We start from the raw sequence: 14,569 nt of genomic DNA, 5'->3' as shown, positions 1-14,569 counted from the left end.
TCGGGCGCTGACGTGATCCGCGTCCTTCGCCTTGTCCTCAATATCCTGCTGCTGCCCTTGCGGCCGCTGCTGATCGTCGCGCCGACCGAGCGCGCGGCGTGGATCGCGGCCGCGCTCGCCCCGGTGGCCGTGCTGATCGCCGCCACCGCGCCCGGCGCATGGGTGGCCGCGCCGCTGATGGGGGGCGCGCTGCTGCTGCTGATCGCGCTCGACGCGGTGATGACGGGCAAGCTCGATGGCTGGGAAATCCGCACGGCCGAGGATATCGAAGTCGGTCAGCCGAGCGTGCTGGCGATCACCGCGCGCTTTGCCGGCCGTGCGCCTTCGCGCGCCGAGGCAGCGCTCGAATGCGACCCGCGCCTTGCACCCGATGGCCGTGTGACCTTCGCGCTTGCCCCCGATCCGCTCGCACCGGGCTGGCGCGGCGAGACCACGCTTACCCCCGCCCGGCGCGGCACGGCCACGGTCGCACGCGCCTGGATGCGCTGGGAAGGCCCGCTGCGGCTCGGTGCGCGGCATGTCGACTATCCGCTGGACAAGACCATCCGCATCTGGCCCGACCTGTCGCCGGTGCGTTCGCCCGATTTGCAGGCCTTCCTGCGCAACGCCCAGATCGGCCTGATCGCCCGCCGCATCCGGGGCGAAGGCACGCAGTTCGAGGCATTGAGCGAGTACGAGCCCGGCATGGACCGGCGCCGGATCGACTGGAAGGCGAGCGCGCGTCACACCCGCCTGTTCGCCCGCGAGAACGAGAGCGAGCGCAACAACCAGATCGTTTTCGCCTTCGATTGCGGACAGGCGATGTGCGAGCCGGTGGACGGGCTCCCCCGCATCGACCGCGCGGTTTCCGCCGCGCTGACCTGCGGCTATGTTGCGCTGAAGGGCGGCGACAAGGTCGCGCTGTTTGGCTTTGCCCGGCGGCCCCAGATCATGACGCCCTTCATCGGCGACGCCCGCGCCTTCCACCGCTTGCAGAGCGCGGCGGCGGGCCTCGATTACGAGCCGGTGGAGCCGAACTTCACGCTCGCCCTCGCCACGCTCACCACCAAGCTCAAGCGCCGCTCGCTGGTGGTAATATTCTCCGACTTCACCGATCCGACCGCCGCAGAGCTGATGGTCGAGAGCCTCGGGCGGCTGGTGAACAAGCATCTGGTGCTGTTCGTCACCATGACCGACAGCGAGGTTGAAGACCTTGTCGCCGCACCGCCGGGTGACATCGCGACGCTCGCCCGGTCGGTCACCGCCGACAGCCTTGCCCAGCAGCGCAAGCTGGTGCTGACCCGGCTGCGGCGGCTCGGCATCGACGTGCTCGAAGCACCGTGGGAAACCATCGGCCCGCGCCTGATCGACCGCTATCTGGCGATCCGAAGCAGCGAGGCGATAGGATGAAGGCACCGATCATCTCATCGTGGTTCGGACGGGGTGCGGTTGCCGCGCCGCCCGACATCGAAAGCGCCGCGCTGCGTTCCGACCGCTTCCGGCTGGAGCGCGAGGGCGACTGGCGCAGGCTCGAGGATATTCTCGCCCGCATGGAACGCGGCGGATTGCGACGGATCGCCGATGACGATCTGATTGCGCTGCCCGCGCTGTACCGCACCGCCGCATCCAGCCTGTCGGTGGCGCGCGAGACATCGCTGGACGCGGCGACCCTCGCCTATCTCGAGGCGCTGGTGCAGCGCGCGTGGTTCCAGGTCTATGGCCCTCGACAGGGCTTCATTCGCTGGCTGCGCGGGTTCCTGCTGGGCGGATGGAGCCGCGCCGTCCGCGCGCTGTGGCTCGATATCTGCATCGCGCTGTTCGTCATGGTCACTGGCACCATCGTCGGCTGGCTGCTCGTGGCGCAGGACGAGGCATGGTATTACCGCCTCTTCCCCGCAGGGGCCGGAGAGACGCGCGTGCCGGGGGCAAGCCGCGAACAACTGCTGAAAAGCCTCGGGCATGATGAAGGGGCAGCGGGCCTCGCCGGGTTCGCCGCGCAGCTGTTCAGCAACAATTCGGGCGTCTGCATCCTCGCCTTCGCGCTGGGCTTTGCTTTCGGCATCCCTTCGCTGATGCTGCTGGTGCAGAACATGGCCTTGCTTGGCGCGATGCTGTGGCTGTTCAACGGGCAGGGGCTGGTGGTGGAACTGGCCGCGTGGCTCAGCGTGCACGGCACAACCGAACTGTTCGGCATTCTGCTGTCGGGCGCGGCAGGGCTGCATATCGGGCGGGCGATGGCCTTTCCCGGCAAGCTTCCGGTGCTCGATGCTGCTGCTGCCGCCGGGCGCCGCTCGGCGGTGGTGATGGTGGGCGTGGTCATCATGATGGTGGTGGCCGCGATACTCGAAGCCTACCCGCGCCAATTGGTCGAGGACACCGGCAGCCGCTTCGTGATCGGCGGTACGATGCTGACCTTCTGGCTGAGCTATTTCATTCTCTACCGCCCCGCCGGTGATGCCGCTGCGCAGGAGGCCGGATGACCGCGCACAAGCCCCCCCCGCGCCGCCGTTCGCGACGACCGGCGCGCACGTACGCTGATCACGCCTGAAGGGCTTACGCTGCCGATCACCATCGCCCCGCGCGCCAGCCGCGCAGGCGCGCTGATCATCGATGTGATGATCATCGTCGTCTCCCTGATCGCCGTAGCCTTGCTGCTGGTGTGGATCGCCGAAGGGCTGCTGGCTGGCAGCGCGCTCGACCCCGAGCAGCTGTCGAGAGGCGCGCTGGAGTTCCTCGGGATCATCATGGTGCTGTTCATCTTTGCCTGGTGGTACGGTTATTTTCTGGTGCAGGAACTGGGCCCGCGCGGGGCGACGCTCGGCAAGCGCATCACCGGCATCCGCATCGCCGCCCGGGGCGGCGCGCGGCTTACGCCCGAAGCGGTGATCGCACGCAACCTGCTGCGCGATATCGAGATTTTCTATCCCCTGGTGACGCTGTCGGTGCTGGCCGTGCTGGCCGATACGGGGCAGGATATCGGCAGCCTCGGCTGGGTGCTGACCGGCTGGTTTCTGCTGTTCCTGCTATTCCCGTTCTTCAACCGCGATGCCCTGCGCGCGGGCGATATCGTCGCCGGCACCTGGGTGGTCGAGCGGCCACGCGGCAAGCTGGCAGCGGTGCTTTCCACCCAGGGCGCAGCCACCGCCGAAGGGGCGAGCGAGGTCACCGGCGTGCGTTACGATTTCGGCGAGGCCGAGCTGTCGATCTATGGCGAGAAGGAACTGCAAACGCTGGAGCGGATGCTGCGCGACTCCCCGCCCGAGGCGCTCGCCACCGTCCACGCCACGATCTGCCGGAAGATCGGCTGGGATCCGGGCGCGGGCGACGAAAGGGCTTTTCTCGAGGCCTTCTATGCGCAATTGCGCGAGCGGCTGGAGGCCGACATGCGGTTCGGCAAGCGCAAGGCGGACAAGTTCTCATGATGATCGATCGGCGGTTCTTCATCGGCGGCTCGCTGGCACTGGGGGCGAGCGCGTGCATCCCGCCCGATCAAAGCCCGGCCGGCAGACTGGCGGCGGAACTGCGGATCATCGAGGCGGCGGGCAACGGGACACTCGGCGTCGAGCTTTACAACACCGCCACCGGCGCATCGGTGGGGCTGAACAGCGACCGGCGCTTCGGGCACGCCTCCTCGTTCAAGTTCTCGCTCGCCGCGCTGCTGCTGCAACGCCATGCGGCTGGCATGATCGACGCCGACAAGCGGGTCACGTGGACCGAGGCGGACATGCTGGAATGGGCGCCCTTCACGCGTGAACGGATCGCGGCGGGCGCGACCTTGCGCGAATTGGCGCGGGCAACGCAGACCACTTCGGACAATCCGGCGGCCAATATCCTGCTGCGCAATCTGGGCGGCCCGGCGGGGATCACCGCGTTCTGGCGTTCGATTGGCGACGATGTCAGCCGGGTGGACCGTTACGAGCCGGAAATGAACAACGTTCCGCCCGCCGAATTCCGCGACACCACCACGCCCGCCGCAATGGCGCGCACCGTGGCAAAGATCGTCTACGGCGACGTGCTGCCCGAGGCCGAGCGAGCAGAATTGAAAAGCTGGATGGTCGAGACCGAGACCGGCCTTCGCCGCGTGCGCGCGGGTCTGCCCGAAGGCTGGGTGGCGGGCGACAAGACCGGCAGCAGCGGGCTGATCGGCACCGAATACAACTACATCGACATCGGTTTCGCCGAAGGGCCGAAGGGCCAGCCGCCGATCACCTTCGCCTGCTACTTCCGCGCGCGCGGCCCGGTCGAGGACATGCAGGCCCGCGCCGAACTTGCGCTGTCACGCGTGGGCCGGATCATCAAGGAATTCGCCGAGCCGGAGCGCGGTTTGCCGCTGGTGGGGAAGATTTACTGATACCAGACCCCGTTCGTGTCGAGCGAAGTCGAGACACCTTTGACGGGCCTCTCGACTACGCTCGAGGCGAACGGAGGTTGGCTCAATGATCCGGCGTCGCCGACGCCTTCTCCTCGCCGCCGAAGATCGCCACTTCGTTGACGCCTGCACTGGTCGCGCGGCCGCGATACATGCCGGTGGTGTTGAAGCTGAAGATCGCCTCGCCCTCGGGCGTGACGAGGATTACCCCGCCGTCACCGCCGAGCGAGGCAACGTCGGCCATCACTGCATCGGCAGCACCTTGATCCGATCTGGCGAGCACTTGGTAATAGTGGCTCATCGGCGTCGGTGAACGATGAGGATCCCCGATGCCCATCTGCCGGGGCAGCAGCTCGCGCTGAACCCGCAGCCGCGCACAAATCTCATGCGCCACCCCGACGCGGATGAAATACTCCCCCCACCCCGTTGCCGACACAGCACAGGCGCGGTTATCCGCATAGGTCCCCGCACCGATCACCGGCGCATCGCCAACACGGCCCCACCGCTTGCCGGTCATCCCGCCGGTCGAGGTGCCCGCAGCGAGGTTCCCCTGTTGGTCGAGCGCCACCGCGCCGACCGTGCCGAACTTGTGGTCGACATCCAGCGCCGAAAGCTTCTCCGCCTTCAGCCGCTCCAGCGCCTCTCGCCGCGCGGGGGTGGCGAAATATTCGGGCGGGGTGACCGCAAAGCCCTTCTCCACCGCAAAAGCTTCCGCGCCAGCGCCCATCAGCATCACGTGTTCGCTCTGCGTGCGCACGGTATCGGCCAGCAGGATCGGGTTCTTCACCGTCTTGACCCCGGCAATCGCCCCGGCCGAGCGGTCACGTCCGTCCATGATCGAGGCATCAAGCTCGTTCGTCCCGTCCCATGTGAACACCGCGCCCTTGCCGGCGTTGAACAGCGGCGAATCCTCCATGATGATGATCGCGGCCTTGATCGCGTCCATCGCGGCGCCGCCCTCGGCGAGGATCTTTGATCCGGCATCCAGCGCCCGCTGCAAATCCGCCTCGTAAGCCGCGCGCTTTTCGGGCGTCATCGCCTTGGGATCGAGCGTCCCTGCCCCGCCGTGGATCGCCAGCGACCATTTGGGCGCGTCTTGAGCGGAGGCAGGTTGGGACAAGAGGGCGAGAGCGAGCAGCGCGATGAGTTTCTTCATGGCCGGAAGGTGTAACGCGGCCCTCGCCGTTTCGCCAGCTTAACAGCACGCGTCCCGCACGCTAAGGCCCGCGCCATGATTTTGCGCCCCGCCACCCTCGCCGATGCCCCGGAGCTTGCCAAGCTTGGCGCAGAGACCTTCGTCGCCGCCTTCGGCCATCTCTACACCCCGCAAGACCTCGAAGCCTTTCTGGCCGAAGTCCACAATCCGGAAGCGGTTGGCGAAGAGATCGCGGGCGACAGCTGCACCCACCGCCTGGTCGAGGATGACGGCGCGCTCGTCGCCTTCTGCAAGCTGCGTTACCCGACCAAGTTCGTGGAATATTCGGACGCGCGCGATCCGATCGAGCTCGGCCAGCTCTATGCCCTGCCCGGATACACCGGCACCGGAATTGGCGCACAGCTGATGGACTGGGCGCTTGAGGTCGCGCGGGACGCGGGCCATGATGCCATCCTGCTTTCGGTCTATGCCGAGAATTTCGGCGCCCAGCGCTTCTACCAGCGGCATGGCTTCGGCAAGATTGCGGACATCACCTTCCGGGTGGGGGAACATATCGATCCGGAATTCCTATACGAACTGAAGCTTTAATCACGGGAGACAAGCGATGAGCGGATTCGGTTGGGCAAGCACCACGGACGAGGTGCTCGGAGCCATCGACCTGTCGGGAATGACTGTGTTCATCACCGGCGCCAATTCCGGTCTGGGGCAGGAAACCGCCCGCGCGATGGCAGCCAGGGGCGCTCACGTGATCATGGCAGGGCGCGATCAGGGCAAGCTTGACGAGGCGGAGGCCGCGATCCGCGCCGCGGCGCCCGATGCGCAGCTCGACACCATCACCGTCGACCTCGGCTCGCTCGACAGCATCCGCGCATCGACGTCGCGGGCGCGCCAGCGGTTCGCCAAAATCGACATCCTCATCAACAATGCCGGCGTGATGGCCACGCCCTTCACCCACACCGCCGATGGGTTCGAGATGCAGTTCGGCACCAATCACTTGGGCCACTTCGCGCTGACGGGTGAGCTGTTCCCGCTGATCGAGCGCGGGACGGCCAAGCGCATCGTCAACCTGTCGAGCCGTGGGCACCATATGGGGCCAGTCCATTTCGACGACCCCAATTTCACGCATCGTCCCTATGATCCCTGGTCCAGTTACGGCCAGTCCAAAACCGCCAACGTGCTGTTCAGCGTGGGGCTGGAACAGCGCTTTGCGGTGCTGGGCATCCATGCCTACGCCGTCCACCCGGGCGGAATCGAAACCAACCTCGGCCGCCACATGACGCAGGGAATGCGCGATGGCCTGATGGCGCGCATCTCCAAGAGCGACACGGGCTTCGCATGGAAGACCATCCCGCAAGGCGCGGCGACCAGCTGCTGGGCGGCAACCGCGCCCGAACTGGAAGGTAAGGGTGGGGTCTATTGCGAGGACTGCCACGTCGCCGAGGTGGACGAAGAATCCTCGACCGGCGGGGTGCGCAGCTATGCGCTCAACCCCAGCTTCGCCGACCAGCTCTGGAAGCTGAGCGAGGAGCTGACCGGGGTGAAGTATCCGAGCTAGCTCGCGATAAACTCCCGCATCAACCCGATCACATCCTTCGCCTCGCGGGTCGGGAGGATCGCCATGAAGACATGCGGCGCGGCCTCGTATTCGTAGAGTTTCGCGTCCACCCCGGCGGCCCGCAGCTTGCCGAGGAAGCTGCGCGAATCGACGATGAAGATGTCATGCCGCCCGGTCCAGATGCGGGTCGGCGGGAGGGCGGCGAGGTCTTCGGGCGCGGCGTAGAGCGGGCTGACTGCCGGATCATCGATCGCCCGGCCTGCCGCCACAAGGCCTCCGCAGGCGCGCAGCGTGCCAATCTTGAGCATGATGTCATGCGGCTCCACCGCGGCAATCGCCGGGTCGGCCAGCCCGAGATCAAGCCACGGCGCGAACAGAGCGAGCTTGCCGGGCAGCGCCCCGCCCGCTTTCACCAGCCGCAAGGCCAGTGCCAGCGCCATATGCCCGCCCGCGCTATCGCCATTGAGGATGATCCGCGCCGGATCGTGCCTGGCGGCAAGCTCGGCATAGACCGCGTCGGCGAGGTCGTCCTGGGCGGTATATGGCGCCTCGGGCACCATCGGATAAAGCGGCACGGTGACACTGATCCCGCAGGCCTTCACCATTTCGGCGACCAGCGGCCAGTGCACCTTGAACATCGGCTGCACGAACCCGCCGCCGTGGAAATAGAGCATGTGCCAGGCACCCGGCCCCGATTTGGGGTGCAACGTCACCACCGGGCTGCCCAGCACCTCCCGCTCCTCGACGATGAAGCGCCTGTGGAAGCTGGCGGGCATCGGCGCATCCGGCGGCAGCCGCCTGCCTGCCATCGCACGGTGAAAGCCTTCCGCGTCATGCGGGAAGACCGGCTTGCCCCGCGCCACGATGAACTTGATCGCCCGCATCAGCAGGCTCGGCGTGGCACTGCGCAGCGCGATGGCACTTTGGGTCAACATGCTAATTCCCCTTTGGTGCGACAGAGTGCCTCGCCGCAAGGCCAAGTCAAGCGCGCCGACTGGTCATTGCCCCGCAACGCTTTGCCGCCTATATGGTGTGCCATGTCTTCCATCCGTCCGTGGCGCACGATCGAACGGCGCAAATGTCGCCAGATCATGGTGGGGAATGTCCCCGTTGGCGGTGATGCCCCTATCACCGTGCAGACCATGACCAACACCCCTACAGAGGACGTGCGCGCCACGCTGGACCAGATCCGGCGCTGCGAGGAAGTGGGTGCGGATATTATCCGCGTCTCCTGCCCGACCGAGGAATCGACCCGCGATTTCAAGAAGATCACCCGCGGCGCGCGCATCCCGATCGTTGCCGACATTCACTTCCACTACAAGCGCGCGCTGGAAGCGGCTGACGCGGGCGCGGCGTGCCTGCGCATCAACCCGGGCAATATCGGCTCGGCGAGCCGCGTCGCCGAAGTGGTGCGCGCCGCCAAGGCCAATGGCTGCGCGATCCGCATCGGCGTGAACGCGGGCAGCCTCGAGAAAGACCTGCTCGAAAAATACGGTGAGCCCTGCCCCGAAGCGCTGATCGAAAGCGCGCTCGATCACATCAAGCTGTTGCAGGACCACGATTTCCACGAATTCAAGGTGGCGGTGAAAGCCTCCGACGTGTTCCTCGCGGTCGCCGCGTATCACGGGCTGGCCGAAACGGTCGATTGCCCGCTGCACCTGGGCATCACCGAGGCGGGCGGCTTGATCGGCGGCACGGTGAAGTCCAGCATCGGCATGGGCTCGCTGCTGTGGGCCGGTATCGGCGACACCATCCGCGTGTCGCTATCGGCCGAACCGGAAGAAGAGATCAAGGTCGGCTACCACATGCTCAAGGCCTTGGGCCTGCGTACCCGCGGCGTGCGGGTGGTGTCGTGCCCCTCGTGCTCGCGGCAGGGCTTCGATGTGATCCGCACGGTAGAAACGCTGGAAAAGCGGCTCGAACACATCAAGACCCCGATGAGCCTTTCGGTGCTCGGCTGCGTCGTCAACGGCCCCGGCGAAGCGCGCGAGACCGATATCGGCCTGACCGGCGGCGGCAATGGCAAGCACATGGTCTATCTTTCGGGCATGAAGGCCCATGCGATCGATGACGAAGCGATGCTTGATCACATCGTCCGGCTGGTCGAGGAGAAGGCCGCTGCCATCGAAGCGGGCGAGGCAACCGCCTTCGATCCGCACGCCGCGCCTGCACAAGCCGCCGAAGCCGCAGAGTGATCCGCGCCGCCATTGCCGCAAGTCTGGCGCTGGCGCTCACCGCCTGCGCGACGACGCCCGAAGTGGCAGCCCCGGCGCGGCCCGATGCCAAGTCCTATGCCGTCAGCGCCAATGCGATGGGCGATGTCGATGCCGCACTCACCCGCGCCGCCGCCAGTGGCAAGCGCGTGCTGGTGGTGTTCGGCGCGAACTGGTGCCACGACAGCACCGCGCTCGCCGGATGGCTCGAAACCCCGCGCTTCACTGCGCTGCTGGCCGAGCGTTACGAACTGGTCTTCGTCAATGTCGGCCTGCCGCAGTCCGGCGACGGGCATAACCTCGATGTGGCGCGGCGCTTCGGCCTTGCGGAGATGACGGGAACGCCCGCGCTGGTCGTGCTCACTGCCGAGGGTAAACCCGTAAACCTCGACACCGCCGCTAGCTGGCGCAATGCAGCCAGCCGCAGCGAGGATGCGATCTTCGCCGAGCTCCTCGCGCTGTCCGACCGCCCTGCGGCATGATCGCCGCCCTGCTGCTCGCCCTCGCCCTGGCGATGGACGCCTTTGCGGTCGCGCTGACGCAGGGCGCGAAATTTCGTCCCTCGGCACGCGGCGGGTTCGCTATCGCGCTCACCTTCGGGGTGTTCCAGGCGCTGATGCCGCTCGCAGGCTGGGTGATCGGTGCCGTGGCGCTGATCTATGTCGAGGCATTCGACCACTGGATCGCCTTCGGATTGCTGACCTTCCTCGGCGTCAGGATGCTTGGCGGGCATGTCGGCGAGGATGAAGCCGCCCATGCGCTGACCGGCCGCGCGCTGCTGCTGGCGGGTGTGGCGACCAGCATCGACGCGCTCGCCGCCGGGATCACCTTGCCCACGCTCAGCATCGCACCCCCCGTAGCTGCCGCGCTGATCGGGATCGTGACGTTCGCCATGAGCGGGGCGGGCGTGTGGCTGGGCCGCATAGCGGGTGATCGCTGGGGCCAATGGGCCGAGCGCGTCGGGGGCGTGATCCTGATCGGGCTGGGCTGCAAGATCCTCGCCGAGCATTCGGGCTGGCTCTGAGCGGGCCGTGCTCCACGTCGTCCACCACGCCGACTATATGGCCCCGCGCCCCGAACGCGGCACCTTCCGCTTCGACAAATACTACCTCGTGATGGAGCAACTGCGCGAAAGCGGCGCGCCCATCACCGAACACGCGCCCGAACCGATGCCGCGCGAATGGCTCGAAGCGGTGCATTGCCCCGATTACGTCGACGAGGTGTTCCGCGCCGAAGTCCCCCGCGCCAAGGAACGGCGCATCGGCTTTCCGGTGACGCCCGCGATCACCTCCCGCGTGCGGCACACCAATGGCGGCACGTGGCTCGCCGCACAGCTGGCCCGCGCGCATGGCTATGCCGCCAACTCCGCCGCCGGGAGCCACCATGCGCTGCACGACACCGGCGCAGGCTATTGCGTGTTCAACGACCTTGCCGTCACCGCAAACCGCCTGATCGCCGAGCGCCATGCCGCCCGCGTGCTGATCGTCGACTGCGACGTGCATCAGGGCGATGGCACCGCCAGCCTCACCGCGGGGCGTGAGGACATCTTCACTCTGTCGCTCCACGCCGAAAAGAACTTCCCGGTCAGGAAAGCGCGCTCCAGCCTCGACATCGCCCTGCCCGATGGGCTGGATGATGATGGCTATATGGAGACGCTCACCCGCCACCTGCCGCAGGTCATGGCCGACTTCGCGCCGGATTTCGTGCTGTATCAGGCAGGGGTCGATCCGCATGTCGACGACAAGCTCGGGCGGCTGGCGCTGACGGACGAAGGACTGGCACTGCGCGATCGCTTCGTCATCGGAGAATCCCGTCGGCTTGGGCTGCCGGTCGCCAGCGCCTTGGGGGGCGGTTATGGCGACGATCCGCGCCTTGTTGCCGCGCGCCATGCGGCCTCGATGTTAACAATGGCGGCGGCGAACAGCGCATTTCCGGCACCTTCCCCCACGAATTGAGCCATAGCTGCGATGAACCGTTGACGCCCTTATTGGGAACCTGACGCGCGCGGGTTACGTTAGGTCCTAATGAAACGTCGGGACATTCTGAAAGGCACTTTGGCAGCGGGAGCGGCGTTGGCGCTGCCATCGCGCCTGTTCGCCTCTGTTGCGTCCGGCACACCGCGCGACCGTATCCTGTTCGATATCGCCAAACGCGAATTGCTGCGTGCGGGCAATGCGATCTGGAAGCACGACATTGTCGGTATCGCCGATTTCGGTCTGCATTCGGCCAAGCCGCGCTTCCACTTCGTCAATTTCGAACGCGGCGAGGTGCAGTCCTATCACGTCAGCCACGGACAGGGCTCCGACCCGCAGCATGATGGCTGGCTGAAGCAGTTCTCCAACACCGAAGGCTCGAACGCGACCAGCCGCGGGGCCTATGTCACCTGGGAATGGTACAAGGGCCGGTATGGTACGTCGGTGCGGCTTGGCGGGCTCGACGAGAGCAACAATGCAGCGCTGCAACGCTACATTGTGATGCACCACGCAGACTATGCCGAGAATTCGCATCTCGAAAGGTTTGGACGGCTCGGGCGCTCGAACGGGTGCTTTGCGATGGGCACCACACAGTTCCGCGAGGCACTGATGCACCTGTCCGGCGGGCGGCTGCTGTTCGCAGACAGCCTCGGACTGGAGGAAGACGGCAGCATTCAGCCGCTACCCGAACTGGCAATGATTGACCGCCAGCCGCTCGACTTCGGCCCCAGCGCCGCCGCCAGCGCGTTCTGAGGCGCTTCGCCGCCCCGACAACAATCCGGATTTAAGTGTTTAGTCAGGAGAGAGGGCCGGAAGCCCCCTCTGCCTAGCTATCCTGCAGATCGTCCTCGATCACGATCACCTCGTCATCCACCACATTGCTGCGGTTGCGCACGCGCGGCTTGTCGAGGCTGGCGAGCACCGGCGTATCGCGGCCGTAGATGTCCTTGAAGGTCGCCATCTGGCCGTTGATGTCGGAGGCCATCGTGAAATAGGTGATGTAGGCGGGCCACTGCTTTTCGAGCATCACCTTGGTGTATTTGCCCGAGGTCGAGATCGCCACGGCCTCGTCCTTGGTCGCGCCCTTGCCGAGGATCGCCATCGTCATCGCCAGTTCCAGCGCCCGCTCGGTGCGCACGCAGCCGTGCGACAGCGCACGGAAGTCCGATGCGAACAGATGGCGTGACGGCGTGTCGTGGAAGAAGATTGCGTGCGCATTGGGCATTTCGAGCTTCATCATGCCCAGCGAATTGCCCGGACCGGGCTGCTGCACCACAGTGATGTAGCCATTCGCGCCTTTGGTCGCGACATAGCCGTTGCGCTTGCCCCAGGCGGGGTTGGCGAGCACTTTCGCGCCCAGCCCTTCACCCTTGACGATCGACTGCGGCACCGTCCAGGTCGGGTTGAACACCACGCCTTCGACCACTTCGGCCAGCTGCGGGGTCGCGGTGCGCCCCGGCTTGCCGACGATCGTGCGATAGGTGCTGATGATCCGGTTCTTGACCGTCAGCCGCAGCTGGAATTCCGGCACATTGGTGATGAGGTATTGCGAGCCGAGGTCGCGCGCCAGCCAGCGCCAGCGGTCCATATTGGCGCGGATCAGCTTGCGCTTCGAGGTGGCGCTGGCAGGCGTGTTCGCCAGCTCGGCCTTGAGCTTGGCGTAATCCGGGTGGGTCGGATTGAGCTTCATCAGCGTGCCGCGGATGTCGCCAGTGCTGATCGCTTCGGCCAGCACGTTGCCGGCGGGGTTCAGGTCACGGTCGGGATCGACGACGAACCACTGCTCGCGCGCTTCCATCGGGGTGCGCCCGTCGCGCAGATCCTCGACCAGCCAGATGAAGCTTTGCGAGGCAAGCTCGTTCAGTTCCTTCGACGGGCCGGAGGCCAGCGCGACCTTGAGCGGCGCGAGGTCATAGTCCTTGGGATCGAGCCCTTCGGCCCCGATGCCTTCGATCAGCGCGACCAGCTGCGCGGCCTGCCCGACGGTCCAGTTCTGCACCAGCGGCGCGGCGATGCGGAGGCCGCCCTGCACCACAGGCTCTGACACCGTCTGTGGGAAAGCCTGCGCAAAGGCGTCGGTGGACTTGGGGGCCGGAGCGGGCGTCGGCGCGGGAACCTGCACCGTTGCGGGGCCGCCATAATTCTCGCCGCCGGGGATCATCCCGCGGCTCACAGCCGTGCCGTCCTGCGCCAGAGCTGCTGTCGCCACCAGCGCTGCCACGGCGGCGCCGCCTGCGAGTTTGCCCGAAAACCTGATCATTCCTGTCGCCTTTTCGCCCCATGCTGCCGCATCCGGCCGCATAATCGTCGCTGTTATCTTACGCGCAGCGCCATCCCCCTATCAACCATCTTGGCTTTCACCTGGATTAATGTTCACAGGCGTGACCTTGGAGCCGCATGCGCTTATGGGACCGGCCATGCGCCCCAGCCATCACGCCTTGTTGCCCTTTGTCGTCGCGCTGGCGGGGGTCGGCTTCCTTTCGCTGATGGACGCTTTCATGAAAGAGGCCGCGCTGCTGATCGGCGCCTATACGGCGACAGTGCTGCGCGCCTTTATCGGCACCGCGCTGATCGGACCCGTCTGGCTGGCGCGCGGGCCTGCCATGCCGACGCGGGCGGTGTGGAAGCTGCATATCGAGCGCGGGATTGTCTCGGCCTTCATGGCGCTGACCTTTTTCTATTCGCTCACCCTGCTGCCCTTGGCAGAGGCTATTGCCCTCAGTTTCATCGCGCCGCTGATCGCGCTCTATCTTGCCCGCGTCCTGCTGGGCGAGGTGATCAGCCGCGCCGCCATCGGGGCGAGCGTGCTCGGGTTTGCGGGGACGCTGGTGATCGTCGGCGGGCGGATCGGCCAAGGCGCCTTCGACGAGCGCGCTGCGCTGGGTGTCGCCGCGCTGTTCATATCGGCGATGCTCTACGCATATAACTTCATCGTGATCCGCAAACAGGCGCAGGTTGCAGGCCCGCTGGAGATCGCGACCTTCCATTCAGGCGTCGGGGGCGTGGTGCTGCTGATCCTTGCCCCCTTCCTGTGGGAGCCACCGGCGGGCGAGGCGCTGATGCCGCTGCTGGCCGCGGGCGCGCTGACTGTGGCGGGATCGCTCTCGATCGCCTGGGCCTATGCCCGCGCGGAGGCGAATGTGCTGGTGCCGACCGAGTATTCAGGCTTCGTCTGGGCCGCGCTGTTTGGGTGGCTTTTCTTCCGCGAGCCGGTGACGTGGCCGACACTGGCGGGAACCGCGCTGATCGTCACCGGCTGCTGGCTGGCGACGCGCCCTGCCCGGCCTGCGCCGATCCCTGCCAACTAAGACAAAAGACGCAAGG

At 66.4% G+C, this 14,569-nt stretch carries 15 protein-coding genes; 12 read left to right on the top strand and 3 right to left on the bottom strand.

The genetic code is table 11. From position 1 onward, the window contains the following. The first annotated feature begins 15 nt into the window (after nt 1-15). Genes KVF90_RS06135 through bla form a run of 4 tightly spaced genes read left to right on the top strand, consistent with a single transcriptional unit; the run spans nt 16 to nt 4,330 of the window. Complete coding sequence (locus KVF90_RS06135; RefSeq protein ID WP_264394704.1) at nt 16-1,389, top strand: DUF58 domain-containing protein; 1,374 nt, start codon at nt 16-18, stop codon at nt 1,387-1,389. After that, entirely contained in the window at nt 1,386-2,459 is a 1,074-nt protein-coding gene (locus KVF90_RS06130) for a stage II sporulation protein M (RefSeq protein ID WP_264393960.1), read from the top strand. The genes KVF90_RS06135 and KVF90_RS06130 overlap by 4 nt, the downstream gene beginning before the upstream one ends. Nucleotides 2,460-2,513: 54 nt before the next feature. Continuing rightward, nucleotides 2,514-3,401 carry an RDD family protein gene (locus KVF90_RS06125; protein ID WP_264394702.1) on the top strand — a complete coding sequence of 296 codons (888 nt, stop codon included), beginning with the start codon at nt 2,514-2,516 and terminating at the stop codon, nt 3,399-3,401. Beyond that, nucleotides 3,398-4,330, top strand: coding sequence for a class A beta-lactamase (gene bla, locus KVF90_RS06120; protein WP_264393959.1), 933 nt, complete (start codon nt 3,398-3,400; stop codon nt 4,328-4,330). Before KVF90_RS06125 ends, bla begins: the two co-directional genes overlap by 4 nt. Before the next feature lie 82 nt (nt 4,331-4,412). Here bla and KVF90_RS06115 read toward each other — a convergent pair whose 3' ends face one another. Then, nucleotides 4,413-5,504: an isoaspartyl peptidase/L-asparaginase family protein gene (locus KVF90_RS06115; protein ID WP_264393958.1), complete on the bottom strand. Its 1,092-nt coding sequence runs from the start codon at nt 5,502-5,504 to the stop codon at nt 4,413-4,415. A gap of 75 nt (nt 5,505-5,579) precedes the next feature. On the opposite strand from KVF90_RS06115, the gene KVF90_RS06110 reads away from it, so the two are divergent. After that, a complete protein-coding gene (locus tag KVF90_RS06110; protein ID WP_264393957.1) occupies nt 5,580-6,092 on the top strand; it encodes a GNAT family N-acetyltransferase in 513 nt (170 codons plus the stop codon). 16 nt (nt 6,093-6,108) lie between these two features. After that, a complete protein-coding gene (locus KVF90_RS06105) occupies nt 6,109-7,059 on the top strand; it encodes an SDR family NAD(P)-dependent oxidoreductase (protein WP_264393956.1) in 951 nt (316 codons plus the stop codon). On the opposite strand, the gene KVF90_RS06100 is transcribed toward KVF90_RS06105, so the two are convergent. Beyond that, a complete protein-coding gene (locus KVF90_RS06100; RefSeq protein WP_264393955.1) occupies nt 7,056-7,994 on the bottom strand; it encodes an alpha/beta hydrolase in 939 nt (312 codons plus the stop codon). The genes KVF90_RS06105 and KVF90_RS06100 overlap by 4 nt on opposite strands. Nucleotides 7,995-8,096: 102 nt before the next feature. On the opposite strand from KVF90_RS06100, the gene ispG reads away from it, so the two are divergent. From ispG to KVF90_RS06075, 5 genes are all read left to right on the top strand, one after another. Next, nucleotides 8,097-9,254, top strand: a complete 1,158-nt coding sequence (gene ispG, locus KVF90_RS06095; protein ID WP_264393954.1) for a flavodoxin-dependent (E)-4-hydroxy-3-methylbut-2-enyl-diphosphate synthase — start codon at nt 8,097-8,099, stop codon at nt 9,252-9,254. Further along, nucleotides 9,251-9,754: a thioredoxin family protein gene (locus tag KVF90_RS06090; RefSeq protein ID WP_264393953.1), complete on the top strand. Its 504-nt coding sequence runs from the start codon at nt 9,251-9,253 to the stop codon at nt 9,752-9,754. Before ispG ends, KVF90_RS06090 begins: the two co-directional genes overlap by 4 nt. Further along, nucleotides 9,751-10,296 carry a manganese efflux pump MntP family protein gene (locus KVF90_RS06085; protein ID WP_264393952.1) on the top strand — a complete coding sequence of 182 codons (546 nt, stop codon included), beginning with the start codon at nt 9,751-9,753 and terminating at the stop codon, nt 10,294-10,296. Before KVF90_RS06090 ends, KVF90_RS06085 begins: the two co-directional genes overlap by 4 nt. Before the next feature lie 37 nt (nt 10,297-10,333). After that, entirely contained in the window at nt 10,334-11,227 is an 894-nt protein-coding gene (locus tag KVF90_RS06080; protein WP_264394700.1) for a histone deacetylase, read from the top strand. A gap of 69 nt (nt 11,228-11,296) precedes the next feature. Further along, a complete protein-coding gene (locus tag KVF90_RS06075) occupies nt 11,297-11,998 on the top strand; it encodes a murein L,D-transpeptidase catalytic domain family protein (RefSeq protein WP_264393951.1) in 702 nt (233 codons plus the stop codon). A 73-nt stretch (nt 11,999-12,071) separates the two neighbouring features. Here KVF90_RS06075 and KVF90_RS06070 read toward each other — a convergent pair whose 3' ends face one another. Then, the gene (locus KVF90_RS06070; RefSeq protein WP_264393950.1) at nt 12,072-13,505 is read right to left on the bottom strand and encodes a L,D-transpeptidase family protein; all 1,434 of its coding nucleotides are present in this window, start codon (nt 13,503-13,505) and stop codon (nt 12,072-12,074) included. A gap of 157 nt (nt 13,506-13,662) precedes the next feature. On the opposite strand from KVF90_RS06070, the gene KVF90_RS06065 reads away from it, so the two are divergent. Further along, nucleotides 13,663-14,553: a DMT family transporter gene (locus KVF90_RS06065; RefSeq protein ID WP_264393949.1), complete on the top strand. Its 891-nt coding sequence runs from the start codon at nt 13,663-13,665 to the stop codon at nt 14,551-14,553. Nucleotides 14,554-14,569 lie beyond the last annotated feature (16 nt).

The sequence above is a fragment of the Porphyrobacter sp. ULC335 genome (assembly GCF_025917005.1).
GTDB lineage: Bacteria > Pseudomonadota > Alphaproteobacteria > Sphingomonadales > Sphingomonadaceae > Erythrobacter.
This window is presented reverse-complemented; position numbering and strand designations above follow the sequence as displayed.

Bases quoted from the DNA above. Each gene is read 5' to 3' on its own strand.
- KVF90_RS06105 (WP_264393956.1), top strand. From the start codon at position 6,109: ATGAGCGGATTCGGTTGGGCAAGCACCACGGACGAGGTGCTCGGAGCC.
- KVF90_RS06130 (WP_264393960.1), top strand. From the start codon at position 1,386: ATGAAGGCACCGATCATCTCATCGTGGTTCGGACGGGGTGCGGTTGCC.
- KVF90_RS06085 (WP_264393952.1), top strand. From the start codon at position 9,751: ATGATCGCCGCCCTGCTGCTCGCCCTCGCCCTGGCGATGGACGCCTTT.
- KVF90_RS06080 (WP_264394700.1), top strand. From the start codon at position 10,334: ATGGCCCCGCGCCCCGAACGCGGCACCTTCCGCTTCGACAAATACTAC.
- KVF90_RS06115 (WP_264393958.1), bottom strand. From the start codon at position 5,504: ATGAAGAAACTCATCGCGCTGCTCGCTCTCGCCCTCTTGTCCCAACCT.
- KVF90_RS06070 (WP_264393950.1), bottom strand. From the start codon at position 13,505: ATGATCAGGTTTTCGGGCAAACTCGCAGGCGGCGCCGCCGTGGCAGCG.
- KVF90_RS06110 (WP_264393957.1), top strand. From the start codon at position 5,580: ATGATTTTGCGCCCCGCCACCCTCGCCGATGCCCCGGAGCTTGCCAAG.
- ispG (WP_264393954.1), top strand. From the start codon at position 8,097: ATGTCTTCCATCCGTCCGTGGCGCACGATCGAACGGCGCAAATGTCGC.
- KVF90_RS06065 (WP_264393949.1), top strand. From the start codon at position 13,663: ATGCGCCCCAGCCATCACGCCTTGTTGCCCTTTGTCGTCGCGCTGGCG.
- KVF90_RS06100 (WP_264393955.1), bottom strand. From the start codon at position 7,994: ATGTTGACCCAAAGTGCCATCGCGCTGCGCAGTGCCACGCCGAGCCTG.
- KVF90_RS06075 (WP_264393951.1), top strand. From the start codon at position 11,297: ATGAAACGTCGGGACATTCTGAAAGGCACTTTGGCAGCGGGAGCGGCG.
- bla (WP_264393959.1), top strand. From the start codon at position 3,398: ATGATGATCGATCGGCGGTTCTTCATCGGCGGCTCGCTGGCACTGGGG.